Source organism: Pseudomonas sp. MWU16-30323, assembly GCF_020515595.1.
GTDB lineage: Bacteria > Pseudomonadota > Gammaproteobacteria > Pseudomonadales > Pseudomonadaceae > Aquipseudomonas > Aquipseudomonas yamanorum.
Genome location: NZ_JAIWYM010000007.1, coordinates 21,023 through 45,383, shown reverse-complemented (window position 1 = coordinate 45,383; position 24,361 = coordinate 21,023). Strand labels below are relative to the sequence as shown.

Genomic DNA, 24,361 nt, shown 5'->3' with positions numbered 1-24,361 from the left:
TCCCCGCCTATGAAGTTTCCAGGAAGATTTACCAGCGGCTTGATTCTGCTGTTCACGAGCTGCGGCGCCTTGGCGCAAAGCGAATTGGATGTGCGCATCAAACCTTCAAACGACGCGTTGAAAGCCAACATCGAAGGCTATATCGGCGGGGTCGGCGATCGTGACGAAGAAGCCTTGCTGCGGTTCAGCCGTGGCGCCGAGGAGCAGGCCCGCAAGGCCGCCCAGGCGCTGGGCTACTACCAGCCGCAGATTGCCAGCGATGTGAAGGGCGGCAAGAACCCGCGCCTGATCCTCACCATCGACCCCGGCGAACCGGTGCATTTGCGCAATGTGACCATTCGGGTCGACGGCCAGGCCGCCGACCTCAAGGCCTTTCGCGTGCCCGCCAGCGACCAACTCAAATCCGGCGCCGTGCTCAACCACGGCAACTACGAAGACGCCAAGCGCGTCATCCAGAACCAGGCGTCACGCTACGGCTTTTTCAGCGGGCGCTTTACCAGCCAGAAACTCTCGGTCGACCCCAAGGCGGGCGTCGCCGATATCGAACTCATTTACGACAGTGGCCCACGCTACACCTTGGGCAAGGTCAGCTTTGCCGGCGACACGCCGTTTGATGAAGACCTGCTGCAACGCATGGTGCCGTTCAAGAGCGGCGCGCCTTACGACTCCGAACTGATCGCCGAACTCAACCAGAACCTGCAATCCAGCGGCTTTTTCGAAGGCGTACGGGTGGACGCCGCCCCGGCCGCCTCGACCAATGACGTGATTCCGGTGGCCGTGCAACTCGAAACCCGCAAGCCCCGCACCATGGGCCTGGGCCTCGGTTACTCGACCGATGTCGGCCCGCGGGGCAAGGCCAACTGGACGCGCCACTGGGTCAACCCCCAGGGCCACAGTTATGGCTGGGAAGCCGAGCTTTCCGCGCCTCGGCAGAACGTCGGGCTGTGGTACGACATCCCCATGGACCCGCCACTCACCGACAAACTGCGTTTCGCCGGTGGCTACCAGAATGAAGAAATCGCCAACACCGACACCCTGAGTAAATTGCTGACCCTCGGCCCCGAGTGGCACAGCAAGTTACCCAGCGGCTGGACCCGGGTGATCTCGCTCAAATGGCAGCGCGAAGAGTATCGCCTGGGCAACGACTCGGGCCTGAGTACGCTGCTGATGCCGGGCATCAGTTATTCCTACCTGCGCAGCGACAACCGCATCGACCCGCACAATGGCTATCGCCTGCTGTTCGACGCGAAGGTCGCCAAGGAAGGCCTGGGTTCCGACACCAACCTGCTGTACGGCACGGCGACGATCAAGGGCTTGACCACCCTGTGGGACAACCACCGTTTCCTGGCACGGGCGCAGTTTGGCGGCAGTGCCACCAACGGCTACAAATCGGTGCCGCCGTCGTTGCGGTTTTTTGCCGGTGGCGACCAGAGCGTACGGGGTTACGAGTACCAGACGCTGTCGCCGGAAAACGACCTTGGTGACCGCATCGGTGGCCGCTATATGGTGGCCCTGAGCGCCGAGTATCAGTATTCCATCGCCGAAAAATGGCGGATCGCGACCTTTATCGACCAAGGCAACTCGTTCAACACCCTGGAAATGCCGAGCCTGAAAACCGGTGTAGGTGTGGGCGTGCGCTGGGTGTCGCCGGTCGGCCCGATCCGCCTCGACCTGGCCCATGCCCTCGAAGATCCGGGCGGCATTCGTTTGCACTTTTCCATGGGGCCTGAGCTGTGATGCGTGGTTTGAAAATAGCGGGGCTGGCCGTTCTGGCGGTCCTCGCGCTGATAGTGCTGGCACTGTGGACGGTGCTGGGCACCCAAGCCGGCAGCCGTTGGGTGCTGGGCCAGGTGCCGGGTTTGACCGTGGAGAATTTCCAGGGTCGCCTTGGCGGGCAGTGGAGTGCCGACCACCTGTTGTGGCAGCAAGACAGCAGCCGCGTGGAGCTGCAGGCACCGAAGTTCGACTGGTCGCCAGCCTGTTTAATGCGCATGACCTTGTGCATCAACCAGCTGGATGTGGAGCAGGTGAACCTGCAATTTCCGCCCAGCACCGAAGACAGCAGCGGCCCGATTACCCTGCCGGACTTGAAACTGCCGGTTGCCCTTCAGTTGGGCGACATCCGCGTCGGCAGCCTGCTGTTCAATGGCAGCGAAGAGCTCCAGGGCCTGCAACTGGCGGCGCACTGGACTGCCGCCGGGATGCAGATCGATTCGGTGCACCTGCAACGGGACGGTTTGGTCCTTGACCTGTCCGGCCTGCTGCAACCCACCGGCAACTGGCCGTTGGCCGCCAGCGGTAACCTGAACCTGCCTTACGCGCCGGGCGGCGCGCCCTGGACCCTGGCGCTCAAGGTCGATGGCGACTTGCTCAAAACCCTCAAGCTCGACGCCGACAGCAGCGGCTACCTGCCGGCCAAGCTCAGCGGCGAGTTGCAGCCTCTGGTGGAAAACCTGCCGGCGCAACTGCACATCACCGCCGACGGCTTTAAACCCAGCGCCGATCTGCCCGATACCCTGCAACTCAATCAGCTGGACCTGACCGCCAAGGGCGACCTGAGCAACGGTTACCAACTGCTCGGCAAAGCCGTCCTGCCGGCGGAAAAAGGCCCGGTAGACCTGCTGCTGCAAGGCAAGGTCGACGCCAAGGGCGCGCAGATCGCTGGGCTGGATTTGAATGCGGGCGATAAACAAAGCCTTAAGCTCAGTGCCAACCTGGACTGGCAGCAAGGCTTCAGCGCCGACGCGAAAATCGTCTGGCTGGATTTCCCCTGGCATCGCCTGTATCCGGTGATCGACGAACCCCAAGTCGCCTTGCGGACCTTCAATGGTGAAGTCTCCTACAAGGACGGCAACTACCTGGGCAACTTCAAGGCCGATCTGGACGGCCCGGCCGGCAAGTTCAGCCTGGCCAGCCCGTTCAGCGGCGACCTCAAGCAAGTGTTCCTCCCCGAGTTGAAACTCGCCGCCGGCCAGGGCAAGGCCGAAGGCCACCTGAACCTGCAATTTGCCGATGGCATCGCCTGGGATACCGCGCTGGACCTGTCGGCCATCAACCCGGCGTACTGGGTCGCGGAACTGCCCGGCACCCTCGCGGGCCCGCTGCGCAGCAAGGGTGAATTGAAGAACGAGCAACTCAAGCTCAATGCCGACCTCGACCTCAAGGGCCGTCTGCGCGGCCAACCCGCCGTGCTCCAGGCCAAGGCCGAAGGCGCAGGCGAGCAGTGGACCCTCGGCGCCCTCGACATCCGCCTCGGTGACAACCGCATCTACGGCAGCGGCAGCCTGCAACAACGGCTGGCTGGGCAGATCGACATCAAGCTGACGCGCCTCGCCCAACTCTGGCCGCAACTGCGCGGGCAGATGAATGGCCGCCTCGACGTCGCCGGCACCCTGCACGCACCCCAAGGCAAGCTCAACCTGGTGGGCCAACAACTGGCGTTCGAAGACAACCGCCTGCAAAACCTGACCCTGGACGCGAACCTCGACAGCGCCCAGCGCGCCAAAATCGACCTGAAGGGCAGCGGCATCCAGGCCGGTGAAACCCAGCTCGGCACCTTCACTGCCAGCGCCCAGGGCGATATCAAGAGCCAGAAAGTCCAGCTCGACCTGGCCGGCCCGTTGCTCAAGCTGGCCCTGGCCCTGGACGGCAACCTTGACAAAGGCAACTGGCGCGGGCGCCTGGCCAGCGGCGATGTGCAGGCTGGTGGCCAGGACTGGAAGCTGCAAGCCCCGGCGAAAATCGAGCGCCTGGCCGACGGCAAGCTGACCTTTGCTGCCCATTGCTGGGTGTCCGGCCCGGCGAGCCTGTGCGGTGAAGACCAGCGCCTGATGCCAGAGCCCAAGCTGCGTTACCACCTCAAGCAGTTCCCCATCGACAGCCTGGCCCAGTGGTTGCCCAAGGATTTCGCCTGGCAGGGCAAGCTCAATGCCGACGTGCAACTCGACTTGCCGGCCAGCGGCCCCAAAGGCGTGGTCTCGGTGGACGCCAGCGGCGGCACCCTGCGGGTCAAGGACAAGGATCAGTGGCTGGATTTCCCCTACGACACGCTGAAGCTGGAAACCACCCTCAACCCCACGCGCATCGACACCCAGCTCAATTTCCGTGGCGGCAAGCTCGGCGAGTTGCTGTTGCAGGCGCAGCTCAATCCGCTGGCGAAGAACAAGCCGATCAGCGGTAACTTTACCCTGACCGGCCTCGACCTCGCGGTGGCCCGACCCTTTGTACCCATGGTCGAGAAACTCAATGGCAAGCTCAACGGTAACGGGCGAATCGCCGGTAGCCTGCTGGCGCCTCAGGTCAACGGCAGCGTCAACCTGGTCGGCGGCGAAATCTCCGGCCCGGAACTGCCCACCAGCTTAGAAGGCCTGAATATCCAGGCGCTGATTGCCGGCGAAAGCGTGCAACTCAGCGGCGGCTGGCGCAGCGGCAAGGCCGGGCAGGGCACTATCAAGGGCCAGATCGATTGGGGCCAGGCCCTGGCGGTGGATATCGCCCTGCAAGGCACGCAACTGCCGGTCACCGTGGAGCCGTACGCGGCCCTGGAAGTGGAACCCGACCTGAAAATCAGCATGAAGAACGACAAGCTGGCGATCTCCGGCAAGGTGCAGATTCCCAGGGGCGAGATCACTGTGCGCGAACTGCCGCCGTCGACGGTCAAGGTCTCGGATGACACGGTGATCGTCGGCAGCCAGACCGAAGAGGGCAAGCCGCCCATGGCCATGGCGATGGACATCGACGTGGAGGTCGGCAAGGACAAGCTGAGCTTCGCCGGCTTTGGCCTCACCGCCAACCTGCAAGGCCACGTGCACATCGGCGACAACATGGACACCCGTGGCGAACTCTGGCTCAACGATGGCCGCTACCGCGCCTACGGCCAGCGCCTCACGGTGCGCCGCGCGCGATTGCTGTTCGCCGGGCCGCTTGACCAGCCGTTCCTGGATATCGAAGCGGTGCGAATCACCACCGAGCCGTCCCGGACCGTCACCGCCGGTATTCGTCTGAGCGGCAGTGCCGAGCAGCCGACGACGCAAATCTTCTCGGAGCCGGCGATGGCCCAGGAGGATGCCTTGTCGTACCTGGTGTTGGGACGATCACGCACCACCAACGGTGAGGACAACAACATGCTGGCTGAAGCGGCGTTGGGTCTCGGGTTGATGGGCAGTGCCGGTGTCACCTCGGACATCGCCAAGAACCTGGGCATCCAGGACTTTGAACTGGACACTCAGGGCAGCGGCACCAATACCGCTGTGGTAGCCAGCGGCAAGATTTCGGAGAAGCTCAGCCTGCGTTATGGCGTCGGGGTTTTCGAACCGGCCAACACCATTGCCTTGCGCTACCTGCTGAGCAAGAAGGTGTATCTGGAAGTGGCCAGCGGTGTGGCCAGCTCCCTGGATATTTTCTACAAGCGCGATTTCTGATCCGTACAGGTTCAGGGTGGGAGACCGGCTCCCACCCTTTATCGGCTAATTAGCAAGCAACCTAACTATTCGTTTGACATTCGCTGCCTAGGCAGTAACATCGTGACATACATTCACTGCTTAGGCAGTTAATAGGTTGGTCTCGATGAAGCACTTCACCCCCGAAAACTTTCACAACTGCCACCTCGGCTTGCTGCTGGGCCGGGCTGCGCTGCTTAAAGACAAGATCATCGACACCCATATGGAACCCCACGGCATCACCGCCGCGCAGTTCAAGGTGTTGATCATCATGGCCCAGTACGGCGTCGACACACCGGCCGAGCTGTGCCGCAACCTGTCGTTGGACAGCGGCTCCATGACCCGCATGCTCGACCGCCTGGAACAAAAGGACCTGCTGGCGCGCAAGCGTTCCGAGCAGGACCGGCGCCAGGTGCAGTTGGTGCTGACCGCGGAAGGCCAGCGTGTGGCCGACATGCTGCCGCACATCGGTGCCCAGGCCTTGAACCAGTTGGCAGGCGCGCTGGAGCCGGGTGAATTGCAAACCCTGGAAAAAATCCTGAAGAAAATTCTGATAGCTGCGGGTGACCCCATCACCATTCAGCGGGTAGGTAGTGCATGAACAATCGCTCCTTGCGTGCCGGCCTCAGCCTCGTGCTGGTGGCCATGACTATGGCCGGTTGTGCCAATTTCAGCGGCTTGAACACAGAAGGCAAACGCCTCGAAGCCAATAACCTGCAAACCGGCAAATCCCTCAGCGGCGTGACCCTGTCCACCGCTGCCTGGCCCACCGCCGACTGGTGGAAGGGCCTTGGCGACCCACAGCTCGACGGCCTGATCCAGGAAGCCCTGCAGAACAGCCCCGACATGCAGGTGGCCAGCGCCCGCGCCCACCAGGCCGAAGCCGCAGCCTATGCCGCTGACGCCGACCGCATGCCAACCCTGGATGCCAGCGCCGGGGTCAGCCGTTCACGCTTGGCCAAGGACCAGGACCCACAAGGGATCGGCGGTACTTACGCCACCGTGCGCAACATCGGCGCCAGCTTCAATTACAACTTCGACCTGTGGGGCGGCCAGCGTGCCGCCTGGGAAGCCGCACTGGGCCAGGCCCGTGCCGCCGAAGTCGACCAACAGGCCGCGCGGCTGACCCTGGCGGCCAACGTCGCCAAGGCCTACAGCGACCTGGGCCAGGCCCATATCGTGCGCGATCTGGCTAACGATGACCTCAAGCGCACCCGGCAAATGCTCGACCTGGGCAAGCGTCGCCTGAACTCCGGGATCGACAGCCAGTACCAGTACCAGCAAACCGAGAGTCTGGAAGCCAGCTCCCAGTCGCAACTGATCGATGCGGAAAAACAACTGCAGAGCGCCAAGATCGCCCTCGCCGTGTTGCTCGGCAAAGGCCCGGACCGTGGCAGCGAACTGGCACGCCCCAACGTGCTCAAGCCCAGCGCGGTTGCCGTGCCTTCGGTATTGCCAGCCGAGCTGGTGGGCCGTCGTCCAGACCTGATCGCCGCACGCTGGCGAGTGGAGGCGGCGAGCAAGAACATCGCGGCCAGCAAGACCCGTTTCTATCCCAACCTCAACCTGAGCGCGAGCGCCGGGGCCGAGTCGTTGCTGGGGGATGCGATGTTTGGTTCGGCCAGCCGTTTCTTCAGCATTGCACCGACCCTTTCACTGCCGATCTTCGACGGTGGGCGCTTGCGCGCCGACCTCGATGCCCGCGACGCCGACTACGACTTGGCCGTGGCCCAGTACAACAAAACCCTGGTGCAAGCCTTGGGCGATATCGGCAACACCCTCTCGCAATTGCGCGAGACCGGCCGGCAGATCCAGGCCCAGCAACATGCTGCTGACATTGCCCAGCAGTCCTACGACACCGGCGTCCAGCGTTACAGCTCAGGCATCGGTAATTACCTGGACGTGCTCAGCATCGAACAGCAATTACTCCAGGCCCAACGTCAGTTGGCCACCCTGAATGCCGAGCAAATCGATCTTTCGATTCAACTGATGCAGGCCCTGGGCGGCGGTTTCCACGCCGATAACGTGGCCTCGACCACCCCAGCCACGCGCACTGAATAATTCAAGGTACTTGTCATGGCCACTGCCGAAACCAGCAACAACGCTTCCGAAACAAACAAGGCTGAACAACCCAACACCAGCAACCCGCGCAAACGCAAAGTCATGCTGTTTGTGCTGGCGCTGATCGTTATCCTCGGCGTCCTGGGCGTGTGGGGTTGGTACGAACTGTATGGCCGCTTCAGCGAAAGCACCGACGACGCCTACGTCAACGGCAACGTGGTGGAAATTACCCCGCTGGTCACCGGCACTGTGGTGAGCATCGGTGCCGACGACGGCGACCTGGTCCATGAAGGCCAGGTGCTGATCAACTTCGACCCCAACGACGCGGCCGTCGGCCTGCAAAGTGCCCAGGCCAACCTGGCCCGCACCGTGCGCCAGGTGCGTGGCTTGTACAGCAACGTCGATGGCATGAAGGCCCAGGTGCTGGCGCAACAAGCCAACGTGCAAAAGGCCCAGGACAACTACAACCGACGCAAGAACCTCGCCGCTGGCGGGGCGATTTCCCAGGAAGAACTGTCCCACGCCCGTGACGACCTGACCTCGGCGCAAAACGCCTTGGCCAACGTGCAGCAACAGTTCAAGACCAGCAGCGCCCTGGTGGATGACACCGTGATTTCGTCCCACCCGGACGTGCAGGCTGCCGCCGCACAGTTGCGCCAGGCTTACCTGGCCAACGCCCGCAGCACCCTGATCGCACCGGTGACCGGTTATGTGGCCAAGCGTACCGTGCAACTGGGCCAGCGGGTCCAGCCGGGCACCGCGTTGATGGCCGTGATCCCGCTGGATCAGCTGTGGATCGATGCCAACTTCAAGGAAACGCAGCTGCGCAATATGCGTATCGGCCAGCCGGTGGACATCGAATCCGATATCTACGGCAGCGACGTGAAGTTCAGCGGCACCGTGGACAGCCTCGGCGCAGGCACCGGCAGTGCGTTTGCCTTGCTGCCGGCGCAGAACGCCACCGGTAACTGGATCAAGATCGTGCAACGGGTACCGGTGCGTATCCATGTGAACGCCGATGAGTTGGCCAAGCACCCACTGCGGGTGGGCTTGTCCACCGTAGTCGATGTCGACCTGCACGACCAGAGCGGCCCGGTACTGGCCCAGCAGGCGCCGCAAAAAGCTTCGTTCACCACCAACGTCTACGATCGCCAACTGGCTGAAGCTGACGCCATGATCACCCAGTTGATTCATGACAACAGCGTCGCCGCTCCAAAGGCTGCGCAACGCTAATGAGCAATAACGCCTCGTTCACGCCGCCCAGCTTGCTGATGGCCACCATCGGCTTGTCCCTGGCGACCTTCATGCAGGTGCTCGACACCACCATCGCCAACGTGGCGTTGCCGACGATTTCCGGCAACCTCGGCGTGAGTTCGGAGCAGGGCACCTGGGTCATCACCTCGTTTGCGGTGAGCAATGCCATTGCGCTGCCGCTCACCGGCTGGCTGAGCCGTCGCTTCGGCGAGGTGAAGCTGTTTCTGTGGGCCACCATCCTGTTTGTACTGGCCTCGTTTCTCTGCGGCATCTCCACCTCGATGCCTGAGCTGATCGGCTTTCGGGTGCTGCAAGGCCTGGTTGCCGGCCCGCTGTACCCGATGACCCAGACGCTGCTGATCGCGGTCTATCCCCCCGCCAGGCGCGGCATGGCCCTGGCGTTGCTGGCGATGGTCACGGTGGTCGCGCCGATTGCCGGGCCGATCCTCGGCGGCTGGATTACCGACAGCTACAGCTGGCCGTGGATCTTCTTTATCAACGTCCCCATCGGCATCTTTGCGGTGATGGTGGTGCGTTCGCAACTGAAGAAACGCCCGGTGGTCACCAGCTACCAACCGATGGACTACGTCGGCTTGCTGAGCCTGATCGTCGGCGTCGGCGCCTTGCAGATCATCCTCGACAAGGGCAACGACCTGGACTGGTTTGAGTCGAACTTCATCATCATCGGCGCGGTAATCTCGGCGATTGCCCTGGCGGTGTTCGTGATCTGGGAAATGACTGACGAGCACCCGGTGGTCAACCTGCGGCTGTTCGCCTACCGCAACTTCCGCATCGGCACGATTGTGTTGGTGTTGGGGTATGCCGGGTTCTTCGGCATCAACCTGATCCTGCCGCAATGGCTGCAAACCCAGATGGGCTACACCGCCACCTGGGCGGGCCTGGCGGTGGCGCCGATCGGGATTCTGCCGGTGTTGATGTCGCCGTTCGTGGGCAAGTACGCGCACAAGTTCGACCTGCGTTTGCTGGCCGGGCTGGCATTCCTGGCGATTGGCCTGAGTTGCTTCATGCGCGCCGGGTTTACCAATGAAGTGGACTTCACCCACATTGCCCTGGTGCAGTTGTTCATGGGGATCGGCGTGGCGCTGTTCTTCATGCCGACCTTGAGCATCCTGATGTCCGACCTGCCACCGGCGCAAATCGCCGACGGCGCGGGCCTGGCGACCTTCCTGCGGACCCTGGGCGGCAGCTTTGCGGCCTCGTTGACCACCTGGATCTGGATTCGCCGGGCGGACCAGCACCATGCCTACATGAGCGAAAACATGACCACCTACGACTCCGCCACCCGGGATGCCTTGCAGGCGCTCGGCGGGGCAGGGCAAAAGGCGTATGCGCAGCTTGATCAGATACTGACGAGCCAGGCGTACATGATGTCCACCGTGGATTACTTCACGTTGCTGGGGTGGATGTTCATGGCGTTGATTGTGATTGTATGGCTGGCGAAACCGCCGTTTGCGGCGAAGGCCGGGCCGGAGGCTTCTGGCCACTAAGCCTCAATCCCTGAGCGTTCCCACGCTCCGCGTGGGAACGATCTGGGTCAGGCGCCGGGCAGTGCCAACTGCGGGTTGACGAAGTCAAACGCCGCCAGTTGAAACCCTTGCTCATCCACCTGCAACGCCCACCCTTGCTTGTCCCAATCCCCCAGCACAATGCGCTTGGCCGCTTGCTCGCCAATCTGCAACTTGTGAATCGCCGGGCGGTGGGTGTGGCCATGCACCAAGGTACGCACGCCGAACTGCTGCATCACCCTCGGCACTTCCTCAGGTGTCACATCGACAATATCGTTGGCCTTCATCCGCACCTGGGCGCTGCTTTCGCTGCGCAGCTTGCGCGCCAGCTTGTGCCGCGCGCCCAAGGGCAGGTGGCGCAGGATGAACAGGGTGATGGGGTTGCGCAGGATGCGCCGCAGCTTCATATAGCCAAGGTCGCGGGTACACAGGCTGTCGCCGTGCATCAACAGCACGGGCTCGCCTGCGAGCTGCACCACACTCGGGTCCTTGAGCAAGGTTGCGCCTGCGGCTTTGCAGAACGCCTTGCCGATCAGGAAATCCCGGTTGCCGTGCATGATGAAAATCTGGGTGCCGCTGTCGCTCAGCTCGCGCAGAGCCTTGCAAATCGAACGCTGGAAGGGCGTCATCCCGTCGTCGCCAATCCAGGCTTCAAAGAAGTCCCCCAGAATGTACAACGCCTGGGCGGAACGGGCGCGGCCGTTCAGTAAATCCAGAAACGCCCGGGTTATGTCCGGGCGCTCCTCTTCCAGATGCAAATCTGAAATCAGCAATATCACTCAACGATCTCGGCTTTCTCGACGATAACGTCTTCTACCGGAACGTCCTGGTGACCTGCCTTGCCGGTGGTTTGCACACCCTTGATCTTGTCGACAACGTCGGTGCCTGCGGTGACTTTACCGAATACCGCGTAGCCCCAGCCCTGCACGTTCTTGCCGCTGTGGTTCAGGAAGGTGTTGTCGGCGACGTTGATGAAGAACTGCGCGGAGGCCGAATGCGGCTCCATGGTACGGGCCATGGCGACGGTGTACTTGTCGTTGGAAAGGCCGTTGTCCGCTTCGTTCTGGATGCTTGGACGCTTGTCTTTCTTTTCTTTCATGCCAGGCTCGAAACCGCCGCCCTGGACCATGAAGTTGCCGATGACACGGTGGAAAACAGTGTTTTCGTAGTGGCCGGCTTTAACGTACTCGATGAAGTTGGCGACGGTGATCGGCGCTTTCTCGGCGTTCAGCTCGATGACGATGTCACCGTGGTTGGTGGTCAGTTTGACTTGAGTCATGTTCACTACTCTTTCAAGGAATTCGTGGGTTTGGGCGTTTTGCGCCTTACCTGCTTGGCAAAAACGGCAGCCAAGGCGCGCAGTTTAGCGTGACCTGCGGGAATTTCGAGGTGGTTTTTTACCGCCCATGCAATAAATGCAGCAGTTTTTGGCCACGCTCTGTCAGGGCCTTGACGGCATCGGCTATGATAAGCCCTTTGTTTGTCGGCCTCACCCGGCCAAGTACTTCGTCTGTTCAAGGATCCTATGAGCAAGCCCACTGTCGACCCTACCTCGAATTCCAAGGCCGGACCTGCCGTCCCGGTCAATTTCCTGCGCCCGATCATCCAGGCGGACCTGGATTCGGGCAAGCACACGCAGATCGTCACCCGCTTCCCGCCTGAGCCCAACGGTTACCTGCACATCGGCCACGCCAAGTCGATCTGTGTGAACTTCGGCCTGGCCCAGGAGTTCGGTGGCGTCACGCACCTGCGTTTCGACGACACCAACCCGGCCAAGGAAGACCAGGAATACATCGACGCCATCGAAAGCGACATCAAGTGGCTGGGCTTCGAATGGTCCGGTGAAGTGCGCTATGCCTCCAAGTATTTCGACCAGTTGTTCGACTGGGCCGTCGAGCTGATCAAGGCCGGCAAGGCCTACGTTGACGACCTGACCCCGGAGCAAGCCAAGGAATACCGTGGCACCCTGACCGAGCCGGGCAAGAACAGCCCGTTCCGCGACCGTTCGGTGGAAGAGAACCTGGACTGGTTCAACCGCATGCGCGCCGGCGAGTTCCCGGACGGCGCCCGTGTACTGCGCGCCAAGATCGACATGGCCTCGCCGAACATGAACCTGCGCGACCCGATCATGTACCGCATCCGTCACGCCCATCACCACCAGACCGGTGACAAGTGGTGCATCTACCCGAACTACGACTTCACCCACGGTCAGTCGGACGCCATCGAAGGCATCACCCACTCCATCTGCACCCTGGAGTTCGAAAGCCACCGTCCGCTGTACGAATGGTTCCTCGACAGCCTGCCGGTACCGGCGCACCCGCGTCAGTACGAGTTCAGCCGCCTGAACCTGAACTACACCATCACCAGCAAGCGCAAGCTCAAGCAGCTGGTTGATGAAAAGCACGTGTTCGGCTGGGACGACCCGCGCATGTCGACGTTGTCGGGCTTCCGCCGTCGTGGCTACACCCCGGCGTCGATCCGCAATTTCTGCGAGATGGTCGGCACCAACCGCTCCGACGGCGTGGTCGACTACGGCATGCTCGAGTTCAGCATCCGTCAGGACCTCGACGCGAACGCCCCGCGCGCCATGTGCGTGCTGCGTCCGTTGAAAGTCGTGATCACCAACTACCCGGAAGACCAGGTCGAAAACCTCGAACTGCCGCGTCATCCGCAGAAAGAAGAGCTCGGCGTGCGCAAGCTGCCGTTCGCCCGTGAAATCTACATCGACCGCGATGACTTCATGGAAGAGCCGCCAAAAGGCTACAAGCGCCTGGAGCCGAACGGCGAAGTGCGCCTGCGCGGCAGCTACGTGATCCGTGCCGACGAAGCGATCAAGGACGCCGATGGCAACATCGTCGAACTGCGTTGCTCCTACGACCCGGAAACCCTGGGCAAGAACCCGGAAGGCCGCAAGGTCAAAGGTGTGGTGCACTGGGTACCGGCCGCGGCCAGCATCGAATGCGAAGTGCGCCTGTACGATCGCCTGTTCCGCTCGCCTAACCCCGAGAAGGCCGAAGACAGCGCCAGTTTCCTGGACAACATCAACCCTGACTCGCTGCAAGTGCTCACAGGTTGTCGTGCCGAGCCATCGCTTGGCGACGCACAGCCGGAAGACCGTTTCCAGTTCGAGCGCGAAGGTTACTTCTGCGCGGATATCAAGGACTCGAAACCCGGTGCTCCGGTATTCAACCGTACCGTGACCTTGCGTGATTCGTGGGGCCAGTGATTCTGTTTTAAGGAACTGTCGTGCTAACGATCTACAACACACTCAGCAAGACCAAAGAAGTCTTCAAGCCGCTGGATGGCAACAAGGTGCGCATGTACGTGTGCGGCATGACCGTGTACGACTACTGCCACATCGGCCACGGCCGCAGCATGGTTGCCTTCGACCTGGTGACCCGCTGGTTGCGTTTCAGCGGTTATGACCTGACGTATGTGCGCAACATCACCGACATCGACGACAAGATCATCAACCGCGCCAACGAAAACGGCGAGTCGTTCGACGCGCTGACCGAGCGCATGATTGCGGCGATGCACGAGGACGAGGCGCGCCTCAACATCCTCAAGCCGGACATGGAGCCGCGCGCCACGGACCATATCCCGGGCATGCACGCGATGATCCAGACCCTGATCGACAAGGGTTACGCCTACGCCCCGGGCAATGGCGACGTGTACTACCGCGTCGCCAAGTTCATGGGCTACGGCAAGCTGTCGCGCAAGAAAATCGAAGACCTGCGCATCGGTGCGCGGATCGAAGTCGACGAAGCCAAGCAAGACCCGCTGGACTTCGTGCTATGGAAAGGCACCAAGCCCGGCGAGCCGAGCTGGGAGTCGCCATGGGGCGCCGGGCGTCCGGGCTGGCACATCGAATGCTCGGTGATGTCCACCTGCTGCCTGGGCGAGACCTTCGATATTCATGGCGGCGGCAGCGACCTTGAGTTCCCGCACCACGAAAACGAAATCGCCCAAAGCGAAGCAGCCACCGGCAAGACCTACGCCAACGCGTGGATGCACTGCGGCATGATTCGCATCAATGGCGAGAAGATGTCCAAGTCCTTGAACAACTTCTTCACCATCCGCGACGTGCTGGAGAAGTACCACCCGGAAGTGGTGCGTTACCTGTTGGTGTCGAGCCACTACCGCAGCGCGATCAACTACTCGGAAGACAACCTCAAGGACGCCAAGGGCGCCCTGGAGCGTTTCTACCACGCGTTGAAAGGCCTGCCCTCCGTGGCGCCGGCGGGCGGCGAAGCGTTTGTGGCACGGTTTACCGAAGTGATGAATGACGACTTCGGCACACCGGAAGCCTGCGCGGTGCTGTTTGAAATGGTGCGCGAGATCAACCGCCTGCGCGAGAGCGATCTCGACGCAGCGGCGGGGCTTGCCGCACGTTTGAAAGAGCTGGCGAGCGTGCTGGGCGTATTGCAGATGGAAGCCGAAGACTTCCTGCAGGCGGGCGCTGAAGGGCGTGTGGATGCCGCTGAAGTGGATGCGCTGATCCAGGCGCGCTTGGCGGCTCGTGCCAACAAGGACTGGGCGGAGTCCGACCGGATCCGTGACCAACTGACCGCGATGGGTGTGGTGTTGGAAGACGGGAAGGGCGGGACGACGTGGCGGTTGGCTGATCAGGCTTGATGAGTGAAGGCTGAATGAAAAACGCCCCGACTGGTTCGGGGCGTTTTTTTGCCTATATATCCGTTATTCGGGTATTGGCTGCTATGGGGACCGCGCTTGCAGCGGACCACGGGCCGGATGCCTGTGCGGGGACATAGTTGACACATTCAAGGACAGATGAGGCCGGTTCAAGATCAAGCGCATCGCTGCTTGATGTGGGAGCTGGCTTGCCTGCGATGCAGACAACTCGGTTTTTCAGACACGCCGAGGCGATGCCATCGCAGGCAAGCCAGCTCCCACATTTGGCCGTGCCCGCTTTAGCTTTTGATTTGGCTCTTCAACACTCAAGCCGGCCGGTAGGCCGCTGTGCTCTTGATCTATTGTTCCCACGCTCCGCGTGGGAATGTCGCCCCGGACGCTCTGCGTCCCGCCGTCAATGTGAGGTTGAAGTTCTGCACGAGTTGATGCGGGGCCTCACGGTATGCATTCCTACGTAGAGCGTGGGGGCAATCAAACGTCCAGGTGATCATCTTTGGGAACCTCTGGGTAAGCGCTGCCACCACCACCTCAACCTTGCCCTTCAAATCTGCAGGTAGCTCAACCGATTGATGAGAGAGTGCTATGACCGGCGTGCCCTCATAGGGCCAATCCGGAAAGGACAACACTTTTTCCAGGGTCTTGCGGCCCATCACCAGTGCATCCACGGTGGCGATGAAGTGTTCATAGGTCACGCCGTTCAATTCGGCTCCTTCGTACTCAGGCCGATGAAGCCACTCGATATCACCGTCTGGCCGGGCAATAAAGCCGTCAACGCTGGCTGCGATAAACACCGAACATTTGATATCCATGGGGCGTGAAACTCCTTTTTCTGTGCGCTTGAAAATACCGACTGTCTTGGGCCGGCAACGCTAATGTTAATTTAATCTTCCGGTGCAATAAGCGAGCATTGCCAAAAATCACCGTGGGTGCCCGGCGCAGACCGGTGGCCCTTTTCGTATTGTGAGGATCTATGCGCCGTTGGTTAATCCGCTACCGTTACGCGATCATTTTCTGGCTGTGCTTCGGCGTTTTCCGTACGTCCCTGGCCGATTGGAACCCCATTCCATCCGGCTCCATGCGCCCGACGTTGCTTGAAGGTGATGTGGTGCTGGTCAATCGGGTGGCGTATGACCTCAAGTTGCCCCTCACCGATATTTCCCTGGCCAAGCTGGATAACCCCCAGCGCGGCGATGTCGTCACGTTCTCATCACCCAAGGACGGCATTCGTTTGATCAAACGCATCGTCGGCATCCCCGGCGATACCCTGGAAATGCGCGACGAGGTGTTGTGGGTCAACGGCACACCGGCCACCTACAGTAATGGGCAGGACATCAGTGAGCCCATCGCTCCTGGCCAAACAGTCCCGGGGATCAAACTGACCGAGCTTGCGAACAACAGCCCGCGCACGATTCAGTTCATGCCGACGGTACGGGCGCTGCGCAATTTCGGCCCGTTGGTGGTGCCTGCCGACAGTTACTTCATGTTGGGCGACAATCGCGACAACAGCGATGACTCCCGCTATATCGGGTTCGTGCCCCGTCGGCTGTTGATCGGTCATGCGCACCATATCCTGGCGTCAGCGCAGATTCTGGACCATTGGATGCCACGATTGGATCGATTTGGCGCGCCGATACTCTAGTGGGCTGATCACGCTTTTGCGCTGAGCGCCCGCAGTGCAAACCCCGCAATGCGCTCCAGTTGCTCAACCGTTGCGCCGCCCTTGCTGGCGACTTTCATACCGCTGAGGGTGGCCATCAGAAAATCACACGCGCCCGGCAGGTCGGTGTCGGCTGCCAATTCGCCTTGTTCCTGCGCACGCTCCAGGGTCTGTTCGAACGCATTGCGCAAGCGGTCGGCGCTGTGGGCGGTGAGTTGATTGATTTCTTCATCACCCACGCCGAACTCGCAGATGGCATTGACCCCCATGCAACCCGCCGTGCCTTCCCGCAGGGCGCGGGTGGCGAAGGATTGCAGGGTGTCCTCCAGCGCCAGCAGCGGTGTCGGGCCCTGGTTCAGGCGTTCGATCAAGTCGTCGACGCCGGTGCGCTGATACTCGGCCATCGCCAGCAGGTACAACTGACGTTTGTCGCCAAAGGTGTTGTACATGCTCTGGCGACTCAGCCCCATGGCCTGCATCAATTCTTCCGTTGAGGCCGCGGCAAAACCCTTGTCGCAGAAAACCCTGATGGCCTCGCGCAGCACCTGGTCGCGGTCGAATGCTCTGGGTCTTGCCATGGGGTACCTCGGTTGCGGGTGATGGGTCAGGCCAGGTAACCACCGTCGATGGTCAGGCTGGCGCCGGTGACAAAAGCGGCTTCTTCGCACGCGAGGTAAGCCACCATACCGGCAACTTCGTCGGCGGTGCCTACACGGCCCAAGGGGATCAAGCTTTTGATCATGCCCGCGTGGGGGGCGTCCGCCGGATTCATATCGGTGCTGGTCGGGCCTGGCTGCACGTTGTTGACGGTGATGCCGCGCGGGGCGAAATCAATGGCCAGGCCGCGGATCATACCGGCGATCGCCGACTTCGTCATGCTGTAGACGCTGGAGCCCGGGAAGCCCGAACGCTGGGCGACTACGCTGCCAACGCTGATGATCCGGTCACCGGCCTGCATCACCGGCGAACACGCCTTGGCGGCGGCGAACGTGGCGCGGACGTTGACCGCAAACATCCTGTCGAAGTCTTCCAGGCTGAACGCGTCGACGCTGCCCAGCTGCAGGATGCCGGCGTTGTTGACCAGAATATTCAACGCGCCAAACCGTTCAACGGTGGTGGACACCGCCCGCTCAATCGCGACGACATCAGCGCTGTCGGCCTGGATCGCCAGCGCTTTGCCGCCATCGCTTTCGATCTGGCTGACCAGTGCCAGCGCCTTGTCTGAGGACGACGCATAGGTGAACGCAACCGCGGCGCCTTCGGCGGCCAGACGACGCACGATGGCTTCGCCAATACCACGGGAACCGCCGGTGACCAGGGCGACCTTGTTGCTGAAACGAGGGATGGGAGTAGTCATGGAGGGGCGCCTGAGTTTAGTGGATTAAATAATCCACTAAACCGTATCAGGCCCAGGAAAGCGCGCCAAGCTATTTTTGGATTAATTAATCTTTAATGGCCGTTGCCTGCTCAAGAAACCGCGCGGCATTCTCCAGCGCCTGCATTCCTTCGGACAGAATCGCCGTCACTGAAGCTGACACCGGAGAGCACCTGCTCGTAAGCCTTGGTTACTGAGGCGCCTGCGGGGATCAGCTGCCGCTGTCAGTGCGACGGCTACTGACTTCAGCCGGCACATCATCCCCGGCCATGCGCTTGCGGAACAGCGCAGTGCGTGCCAGCAACAACGTGGTCACCGGCACCGTGATCGATAGCAGAATCGGGATCAACCAACCGTGCAATACCGGACCGGACTTGAGCACCGAAAAGTAGATGATCGAGGCCAACGCCACGCACCAGGCGCCCAAGGTCGAGGCCAGCGCCGGCGGGTGCATGCGCTGGAAAAAGTCCTTCATCCGCAACAACCCAATCGCCCCAATCAGCGCAAACAGGCTGCTTAGCACCAACAATACCGCGACGATCACTTCAACCCACAGCGGCAACACACCCACATTGATCATTCGATCACCTCCCCACGCAGCAGGAATTTCGCCAGGGCAAACGACCCCACAAACCCAAACAGCGCAATCAACAACGCCGCTTCAAAATAGGTGTCACTGGCATACCGAATGCCCAGCACCAGCATCATCAGCATGGCCAGGATGTACAGGTAATCCAGCGCCAGGACCCGGTCCTGGGCCGACGGGCCTTTGAACAGGCGAATCAACGTCAGCACCATGGCCAGGGAAAACAGGAACAGGCTGAACAGGATCGCATTGGAGAGCAGGGCGCTCATTCGAAGATCTCCATCAGGGGCCGTTCGTAGGCGTGTTTGAAGTGCTCGATAAACTGCGCTTCGTCATCCAGGTCGAACACGTGGATCAGCAGGATGCTGCGGTCCAGGGCCAGTTCCGACCACACGGTGCCCGGCGTCACGCTGGTGATCATCGCCAGCACGGCCAGGCCGTTGGCATCCCGCAGGTCCAGAGGGATTTTAATAAAGCGCGAACGTGGCGGGCGCGAGCCGCAGGTCAGGATGCCCCAGGCCACGGCGAGGTTGGAGATGATCACGTCACGCCCCACCAGGAAGAACAAACGGATGATCACCCCCGGGCGGCGGATGCGGATCGGCAGCGGGCGCAGCGGCGCCATCATCAGCGGTGCGGCAAAGCCGAGGATCGCCCCCAGCAGCAGGTTGCCGGGGCTGACGGACAGGTTCAACACCAGCCACAACAACCACAGCGCCAACGATAGCCACGGGGCAGGGAACAGGCGCTTCATGGCTGCACCTCCAGGGCGGCGGCCTTGGCTTCAGGGCTCGGCACCGGGCGCGTCGCCATGACCGCCATCACATAATGTTCCGGGTTGTTCAGGCTGTCGGCAGCGGCCTGGGTGTAGCGCATCAGCGGCTCGGCCTTGAACGTCAGGGCGATACTCAGGCCCAGCAGGAAGAAAATCGGCACGCACTCGAAGCGGCGCAGCAGCGGTGACGGACGTTCTTCCGGGGTCCAGAAGCGCTGGATGCCGAGGCGGGCGAAGGCGATCAGCGAGGCCAGGCCGGAGAAGATCAACAGCGCCACCAGGCCCCACGCCGCCGGACGCACGGGTTGGTCGATGGCATGACCCAGGCCCATCGGGTTGATCAACGCGCTGAGCAGGCTGAGCTTGCCGATAAACCCGGACAGCGGCGGCATGCCGATGATCAGCAAAGCGCAGGCGATAAAGCTCAGGCCTAGGAACGCGACGGTCCAGGGAATCACCTGGCCGACCACGGCTTTCTGTTCATCGTCGAGGTTGGTGCCGGGCGGTGGATGCAGGGATTCCATGGCCTTGGGCAGGGCGTCGATTTCATCGTCCAGGGGCATGTCGTTGGCCGAGCGCGAACGCTCGATCAATTCGGCCAGCAGGAACAGCGCGCTCAGCGCCAGGGTGGAACTGACCAGGTAAAACAGCGCCCCGGCGGTCAGGCTTGGCTGGGCAAAACCCACCGCCGACAGCAGGATCCCGGCGGACACCAGAATGCTCAGGCTGGCCATGCGTTCCAGGCGTTGCGCGGCAATCATCGCCAGTGCCGCGCAGACGATGGTCGCCATGCCGCCGTAGATCAGCCAGTCGCCGCCAAACAGCGCCGAGGCCCCCGCCTGGCCGGAGAACAGCAGGTTCCACAGGCGCAGCACGGTGTACACGCCGACCTTGGTCATGATCGCAAACATCGCCGCCACCGGCGCACTCGCCGAGGAGTAGGCGGGCGCCAGCCAGAAGTTCAGCGGCCACATGCCGGCCTTGGCCAGGAAGGCGACGGCGAGGATGCCCGCACCGGCGTGCAGCAGACCGCGATCGGCCTCCGGCACCAGGGGGATTTTCAGTGCCAGGTCGGCAAAGTTCAGGGTGCCGGTGACGCCATAGATCAGCGCCGCGCCAATCAGGAACAAGGTCGACGCCAGCAGGTTGATCGAGATGTAATGCAGGCCCGCTGACACCCGTGCCCGGCCGGAGCCGTGAAGCATCAGGCCGTAGGACGCCGCCAGCAGCACCTCGAAAAACACGAACAGGTTGAACAGGTCGGCGGTCAGGAAGGCGCCGTACAGGCCCATCAATTGAATCTGGAACAACGCATGGAAACTGGTGCCGGCCCGGTCCCAACGGGCCATGGCGAACAGCAGGGCGCTGACGCCGATGATCCCGGTGAGCACCAGCATCATGGCCGACAGTTGGTCCACCACCAGCACGATGCCGAACGGCACTTGCCAGTTGCCCGGCAGGTACACGCCGATGGAGCCGGGGCCGCCTTTTTGGGTCCAGTACAGCAACAGCACGGCGATGCCGAGGCCGACCATGCTGGAGAACAGATTGATCCGCGCCTTGAGCGGACGGTGCTTCTCGCCGAGCATCAGCATCAGCGCGGCGGTCAGCAACGGCAGCAGGATCGGCGCGATGATCAGTTGATTCATCCAGGTCATTCCTTGGGCTCCCGGCCGTCTACATGGTCAGTGCCGGTCAGGCCCCGGGACGCCAGCAGCACCACCAGGAACAGCGCAGTCATGGCGAAGCTGATCACGATCGCCGTCAGCACCAGGGCCTGGGGCAGCGGATCGGTGTAGTTGAGCAAGTCTTGCGGCACGCCGTCCTTGATGATCGGCTCCTTGCCGATAAACAGGCTGCCCATGCTGAAGATGAACAGGTTGACCCCGTAGGAGAGCAGACACAGGCCCATCACCACCTGGAACGTCCGTGGCCGCAGGATCAGCCAGACGCCGGAGGCCGCCAGGACCCCAATGGCAATTGCGATGACTTCTTCCATCAGGCGGCTCCTCCTTGGCTGGCAACGGCTTTCGCCTGGTTGCTGGGTTTATGGGCACGCACCGATTGGTGGCCCAGGGCGGTGAGCATCAGCAAGGTCGAGCCAACCACCATGGCGTACACGCCGACGTCGAAGAACAGTGCGCTGGCGACGTGGATGTCCCCCAGCACCGGCAGGCTGAAGTGCCAGGTATGGGTGGTGAGGAACGGGTAGCCGGCGAGCAGTGCGCCAAGCCCGGTGAGGGTCGCCGACAGCAAGCCAAAGCCCATCCAGCGCATCGGCCGCAGGCTCATCTGCGCTTCGACCCACTGGGTACCGGCGACCATGTATTGCAGGATGAACGCGACGGACATCACCAGCCCGGCGACAAATCCGCCGCCCGGTTGGTTGTGGCCACGCATGAACAGGTAGAACGACACGACCAGGGCAATCGGCAGCAGCAGCCGCACCAGCACTGCCGGCACCATCATGAAGCCCAGGGCGGTGTCGCTGGCCTGGCGTGGGTTGATCAGGTCGGTGGCCACGTCGGGTGCCAGTTGGCGCTGTTGCGCGGGCAACTCCATGCTTTCTTTCGAAGGCCGGAAGCGGCGCAACAGGGCGTAGACAGTCAGCGCCACGGCGCCGAGCACGGTGATTTCGCCCAGGGTGTCGAAGCCCCGGAAATCCACCAGCATCACGTTCACCACATTGCTGCCACCGCCTTCAGGCAGGGCACGGCTGAGGTAGAACGACGAGATATCGTTGGGGGTCTGGCGGGTCAGCATCGCGTAGGAGAGCAGCGCCATGCCGCCACCGACCACGGTAGACAGGAGGAAGTCCCGCAGGCGGCGGATGCGTGCCTTGCGCAACGAACTCGGCAGTGGCGAGACTTCTTCGATCCGCCGTGGCAGCCAGCGCAGGCCCAGCAGGATCAGCACCGTGGTGACCACTTCCACCACCAGTTGGGTCAGCGCCAGGTCTGGCGCCGAGAACCAGACGAAGGTCACGCAGGTGACCATCCCGCACACGCTGACCATGGTCAGGGCCGCCAGCCGGTGATACTTGGCTTGCCAGGCGGCGCCCAGGGCACAGGCGATCGCCAGCAACCAGAGGGTGACGAACACGATGGAACCCGGGATCTTCGGCCGGTCGCCCCAACTGATGCCGCTGTAGAGCATCGGGATCAACCCGGCGATCACCGCCGCCAGCACCAGCAGGAACAGTTGGGTTTGCAGGCGCTTGGTGCTGATGCGTTTCTCGATCTTGCGCACCCCGCGCATCATCACCACCAGGCAGCGCTCGAAGCCGCGCTTGCCATTGAAGTAGCTGATGATCGGCGGGTATTTGAAGCGCCCCAGCTTGAGTTGTTTGCGCAGCAGCAGGTAGAGCACCACGCCGCCGGACATGGCCACCAGGCTCATGATCATCGGTGTGTTCCAGCCGTGCCAGATGGCGAGGCTGTATTCCGGCAACTCGCCGCCGACCACCGGCAGGGCGGCTGCCGCGAGGATCGATCCCACCACCTGGGCCGGGAAAATCCCCACCAGCAGGCAGGTAAACACCAGCAACTCCACTGGCGCGCGCATCCAGCGTGGCGGTTCGTGCGGGGTGTGGGGCAGGTTGGTGGCCTTGGGGCCGAAGAACACATCCACCGTAAACCGCAGGGCATAGGCCACGCTGAAGGTACCGGCGATGGTCGCGATGACCGGCAGGGCGATTTCCACCCAGGCGGTGGCGGAGATGAACACCGTCTCGGCGAAGAACATTTCCTTGGACAGGAAGCCGTTGAGCAGCGGCACGCCGGCCATCGACGCACTGGCGACCATCGCCAGGGTGGCGGTAAACGGAATCAGCTTGAACAGGCCGCTGAGCTTGCGGATGTCACGGGTGCCGCTTTCGTGGTCGATGATCCCCGCCGCCATGAACAGCGACGCCTTGAAGGTGGCGTGGTTGAGGATATGGAACACCGCAGCGACGGCGGCCAGCGGGCTGTTGAGGCCCAGCAGCAAGGTGATCAGCCCGAGGTGGCTGATGGTGGAGTAGGCCAAAAGGCCCTTGAGATCGTTCTGGAACATGGCGCAATAAGCGCCGAGCAGCAGGGTAATGGCGCCGGCACCGCCGACAATCCAGAACCATTCTTCGCTGCCGGACAGTGACGGCCACAGGCGGGCCAGCAGGAACACGCCGGCCTTCACCATCGTCGCCGAGTGCAGGTAGGCCGACACCGGCGTCGGTGCAGCCATGGCGTGGGGCAGCCAGAAGTGAAAGGGGAACTGCGCGCTTTTGCTCAGGGCGCCGATCAGCACCAGGGCGAGCATGATCGGGTACAGCGAATGGGCACGGATCTGATCACCGGCAGCCAGGACCTGGTCAAGGTCGTAGCTGCCGACGATATGCCCGAGCAGCATCACCCCCGCCAGCAGGCACAAGCCGCCTGCGCCGGTGACCATCAGCGCCATATAGGCGCCGCGCCGGGCATCGGCACGGTGGTGCCAGTAGCCGATCAACAGGAACGAGAACAGGCTGGTCAGTTCCCAGAAAAACACGATCTGGATCAGGTTGCCGGAAATCACCAGGCCAAGCATGGCGCCCATAAAGGCCAGGAAAAACGCGAAGAAGCGCGGCACCGGGTCTTCCGGCGACATGTAATAACGGGCGTACAGCGACACCAGGGTCCCGATGCCCAGCACCAGCATCGAGAACAGCCAGGCAAAACCGTCCATGCGCAATACGAAATTCAGCCCGAGGCTGGGCAACCACATGAATTCTTCACGGATCACGCCACCGTGGGCGATCTGGGGGTAGAGCAGGGCGACTTGAACCGTCCCCACCAGGGCGACGAGGCCGGCCAGCAGGGACTCTGTATTACGTGCGTTGTGCGGCAGCAAGGCCGCGAGACAGCTGCCGATAAAGGGCAGAAGCAGTAGAACTATCAGGGACATAGGCTTCTAATCTGCGGGAGTTTGGGATGCATCATACGTGCCGGAATCTTGATCACCAAACGGCAAGATGTGGCAGGATCCTACAAGGTAGGCTGAAAAAGGCTGTTTGGCATTGT

Annotated in this window: 20 protein-coding genes; 9 read left to right on the top strand and 11 right to left on the bottom strand. The window is 62.0% G+C overall.

What is annotated here, in order from left to right:
- Positions 1-9: 9 nt before the first annotated feature.
- The 6 genes from LIY45_RS10925 to LIY45_RS10900 all read left to right on the top strand — a co-directional run bounded on the left by LIY45_RS10925 (position 10) and on the right by LIY45_RS10900 (position 10,261).
- Positions 10-1,737 (top strand): autotransporter assembly complex family protein, encoded by a 1,728-nt coding sequence (locus tag LIY45_RS10925; RefSeq protein ID WP_026077893.1) that lies wholly within the window; start codon positions 10-12, stop codon positions 1,735-1,737.
- On the top strand, positions 1,737-5,420 hold the full coding sequence (locus LIY45_RS10920) for a translocation/assembly module TamB domain-containing protein (protein WP_226476312.1): 3,684 nt from the start codon (positions 1,737-1,739) through the stop codon (positions 5,418-5,420). Before LIY45_RS10925 ends, LIY45_RS10920 begins: the two co-directional genes overlap by 1 nt.
- Before the next feature lie 145 nt (positions 5,421-5,565).
- Positions 5,566-6,039 (top strand): MarR family transcriptional regulator, encoded by a 474-nt coding sequence (locus LIY45_RS10915; protein WP_003211792.1) that lies wholly within the window; start codon positions 5,566-5,568, stop codon positions 6,037-6,039.
- Positions 6,036-7,499 carry an efflux transporter outer membrane subunit gene (locus tag LIY45_RS10910; protein ID WP_226476311.1) on the top strand — a complete coding sequence of 488 codons (1,464 nt, stop codon included), beginning with the start codon at positions 6,036-6,038 and terminating at the stop codon, positions 7,497-7,499. The genes LIY45_RS10915 and LIY45_RS10910 overlap by 4 nt, the downstream gene beginning before the upstream one ends.
- Before the next feature lie 15 nt (positions 7,500-7,514).
- On the top strand, positions 7,515-8,732 hold the full coding sequence (locus LIY45_RS10905) for an efflux RND transporter periplasmic adaptor subunit (protein WP_226476310.1): 1,218 nt from the start codon (positions 7,515-7,517) through the stop codon (positions 8,730-8,732).
- The gene (locus LIY45_RS10900; protein ID WP_017476985.1) at positions 8,732-10,261 is read left to right on the top strand and encodes a DHA2 family efflux MFS transporter permease subunit; all 1,530 of its coding nucleotides are present in this window, start codon (positions 8,732-8,734) and stop codon (positions 10,259-10,261) included. Before LIY45_RS10905 ends, LIY45_RS10900 begins: the two co-directional genes overlap by 1 nt.
- Positions 10,262-10,308: 47 nt before the next feature.
- On the opposite strand, the gene lpxH is transcribed toward LIY45_RS10900, so the two are convergent.
- Both lpxH and LIY45_RS10890 read right to left on the bottom strand, forming a co-directional pair.
- A complete protein-coding gene (gene lpxH / locus LIY45_RS10895) occupies positions 10,309-11,058 on the bottom strand; it encodes a UDP-2,3-diacylglucosamine diphosphatase (protein WP_026077894.1) in 750 nt (249 codons plus the stop codon).
- Entirely contained in the window at positions 11,055-11,558 is a 504-nt protein-coding gene (locus LIY45_RS10890) for a peptidylprolyl isomerase (RefSeq protein WP_017476987.1), read from the bottom strand. The genes lpxH and LIY45_RS10890 overlap by 4 nt, the downstream gene beginning before the upstream one ends.
- Positions 11,559-11,804: 246 nt before the next feature.
- Here LIY45_RS10890 and LIY45_RS10885 point away from each other — a divergent pair, with 246 nt between their 5' ends.
- Together LIY45_RS10885 and cysS are read left to right on the top strand one after the other, a co-directional pair.
- Positions 11,805-13,505, top strand: a complete 1,701-nt coding sequence (locus tag LIY45_RS10885) for a glutamine--tRNA ligase/YqeY domain fusion protein (protein ID WP_017476988.1) — start codon at positions 11,805-11,807, stop codon at positions 13,503-13,505.
- A gap of 20 nt (positions 13,506-13,525) precedes the next feature.
- A complete protein-coding gene (gene cysS / locus LIY45_RS10880) occupies positions 13,526-14,914 on the top strand; it encodes a cysteine--tRNA ligase (protein WP_226476309.1) in 1,389 nt (462 codons plus the stop codon).
- Between the two features lie 356 nt (positions 14,915-15,270).
- On the opposite strand, the gene LIY45_RS10875 is transcribed toward cysS, so the two are convergent.
- Positions 15,271-15,741 (bottom strand): hypothetical protein, encoded by a 471-nt coding sequence (locus LIY45_RS10875; RefSeq protein ID WP_226476308.1) that lies wholly within the window; start codon positions 15,739-15,741, stop codon positions 15,271-15,273.
- 161 nt (positions 15,742-15,902) lie between these two features.
- Here LIY45_RS10875 and lepB point away from each other — a divergent pair, with 161 nt between their 5' ends.
- Complete coding sequence (gene lepB / locus LIY45_RS10870; RefSeq protein ID WP_226476307.1) at positions 15,903-16,571, top strand: signal peptidase I; 669 nt, start codon at positions 15,903-15,905, stop codon at positions 16,569-16,571.
- 8 nt (positions 16,572-16,579) lie between these two features.
- Here lepB and LIY45_RS10865 read toward each other — a convergent pair whose 3' ends face one another.
- The 8 genes from LIY45_RS10865 to LIY45_RS10830 all read right to left on the bottom strand — a co-directional run bounded on the left by LIY45_RS10865 (position 16,580) and on the right by LIY45_RS10830 (position 24,245).
- Entirely contained in the window at positions 16,580-17,167 is a 588-nt protein-coding gene (locus tag LIY45_RS10865) for a TetR/AcrR family transcriptional regulator (protein ID WP_226476306.1), read from the bottom strand.
- A gap of 26 nt (positions 17,168-17,193) precedes the next feature.
- Entirely contained in the window at positions 17,194-17,946 is a 753-nt protein-coding gene (locus LIY45_RS10860; RefSeq protein ID WP_226476305.1) for a 3-oxoacyl-ACP reductase family protein, read from the bottom strand.
- Between the two features lie 229 nt (positions 17,947-18,175).
- Complete coding sequence (locus tag LIY45_RS10855) at positions 18,176-18,544, bottom strand: Na+/H+ antiporter subunit G (protein WP_017476995.1); 369 nt, start codon at positions 18,542-18,544, stop codon at positions 18,176-18,178.
- Positions 18,541-18,819 (bottom strand): K+/H+ antiporter subunit F, encoded by a 279-nt coding sequence (locus tag LIY45_RS10850; RefSeq protein ID WP_005789171.1) that lies wholly within the window; start codon positions 18,817-18,819, stop codon positions 18,541-18,543. The genes LIY45_RS10855 and LIY45_RS10850 overlap by 4 nt, the downstream gene beginning before the upstream one ends.
- Complete coding sequence (locus LIY45_RS10845) at positions 18,816-19,304, bottom strand: Na+/H+ antiporter subunit E (protein ID WP_177071035.1); 489 nt, start codon at positions 19,302-19,304, stop codon at positions 18,816-18,818. Before LIY45_RS10845 ends, LIY45_RS10850 begins: the two co-directional genes overlap by 4 nt.
- Positions 19,301-20,983: a monovalent cation/H+ antiporter subunit D gene (locus LIY45_RS10840; protein WP_226476304.1), complete on the bottom strand. Its 1,683-nt coding sequence runs from the start codon at positions 20,981-20,983 to the stop codon at positions 19,301-19,303. Before LIY45_RS10840 ends, LIY45_RS10845 begins: the two co-directional genes overlap by 4 nt.
- Positions 20,980-21,324 (bottom strand): Na+/H+ antiporter subunit C, encoded by a 345-nt coding sequence (locus LIY45_RS10835; protein WP_003192163.1) that lies wholly within the window; start codon positions 21,322-21,324, stop codon positions 20,980-20,982. The genes LIY45_RS10840 and LIY45_RS10835 overlap by 4 nt, the downstream gene beginning before the upstream one ends.
- Entirely contained in the window at positions 21,324-24,245 is a 2,922-nt protein-coding gene (locus LIY45_RS10830; RefSeq protein ID WP_226476303.1) for a monovalent cation/H+ antiporter subunit A, read from the bottom strand. The genes LIY45_RS10835 and LIY45_RS10830 overlap by 1 nt, the downstream gene beginning before the upstream one ends.
- Positions 24,246-24,361 lie beyond the last annotated feature (116 nt).

Excerpts from the sequence above, each read along its gene's own strand:
- LIY45_RS10925 (WP_026077893.1), top strand. The coding sequence starts at position 10 with ATGAAGTTTCCAGGAAGATTTACCAGCGGCTTGATTCTGCTGTTCACG.
- LIY45_RS10920 (WP_226476312.1), top strand. The coding sequence starts at position 1,737 with ATGCGTGGTTTGAAAATAGCGGGGCTGGCCGTTCTGGCGGTCCTCGCG.
- LIY45_RS10915 (WP_003211792.1), top strand. The coding sequence starts at position 5,566 with ATGAAGCACTTCACCCCCGAAAACTTTCACAACTGCCACCTCGGCTTG.
- LIY45_RS10910 (WP_226476311.1), top strand. The coding sequence starts at position 6,036 with ATGAACAATCGCTCCTTGCGTGCCGGCCTCAGCCTCGTGCTGGTGGCC.
- LIY45_RS10905 (WP_226476310.1), top strand. The coding sequence starts at position 7,515 with ATGGCCACTGCCGAAACCAGCAACAACGCTTCCGAAACAAACAAGGCT.
- LIY45_RS10900 (WP_017476985.1), top strand. The coding sequence starts at position 8,732 with ATGAGCAATAACGCCTCGTTCACGCCGCCCAGCTTGCTGATGGCCACC.
- LIY45_RS10890 (WP_017476987.1), bottom strand. The coding sequence starts at position 11,558 with ATGACTCAAGTCAAACTGACCACCAACCACGGTGACATCGTCATCGAG.
- LIY45_RS10885 (WP_017476988.1), top strand. The coding sequence starts at position 11,805 with ATGAGCAAGCCCACTGTCGACCCTACCTCGAATTCCAAGGCCGGACCT.
- LIY45_RS10875 (WP_226476308.1), bottom strand. The coding sequence starts at position 15,741 with ATGGATATCAAATGTTCGGTGTTTATCGCAGCCAGCGTTGACGGCTTT.
- lepB (WP_226476307.1), top strand. The coding sequence starts at position 15,903 with ATGCGCCGTTGGTTAATCCGCTACCGTTACGCGATCATTTTCTGGCTG.
- LIY45_RS10865 (WP_226476306.1), bottom strand. The coding sequence starts at position 17,167 with ATGGCAAGACCCAGAGCATTCGACCGCGACCAGGTGCTGCGCGAGGCC.
- LIY45_RS10860 (WP_226476305.1), bottom strand. The coding sequence starts at position 17,946 with ATGACTACTCCCATCCCTCGTTTCAGCAACAAGGTCGCCCTGGTCACC.
- LIY45_RS10855 (WP_017476995.1), bottom strand. The coding sequence starts at position 18,544 with ATGATCAATGTGGGTGTGTTGCCGCTGTGGGTTGAAGTGATCGTCGCG.
- LIY45_RS10850 (WP_005789171.1), bottom strand. The coding sequence starts at position 18,819 with ATGAGCGCCCTGCTCTCCAATGCGATCCTGTTCAGCCTGTTCCTGTTT.
- LIY45_RS10845 (WP_177071035.1), bottom strand. The coding sequence starts at position 19,304 with ATGAAGCGCCTGTTCCCTGCCCCGTGGCTATCGTTGGCGCTGTGGTTG.
- LIY45_RS10840 (WP_226476304.1), bottom strand. The coding sequence starts at position 20,983 with ATGACCTGGATGAATCAACTGATCATCGCGCCGATCCTGCTGCCGTTG.
- LIY45_RS10835 (WP_003192163.1), bottom strand. The coding sequence starts at position 21,324 with ATGGAAGAAGTCATCGCAATTGCCATTGGGGTCCTGGCGGCCTCCGGC.
- LIY45_RS10830 (WP_226476303.1), bottom strand. The coding sequence starts at position 24,245 with ATGTCCCTGATAGTTCTACTGCTTCTGCCCTTTATCGGCAGCTGTCTC.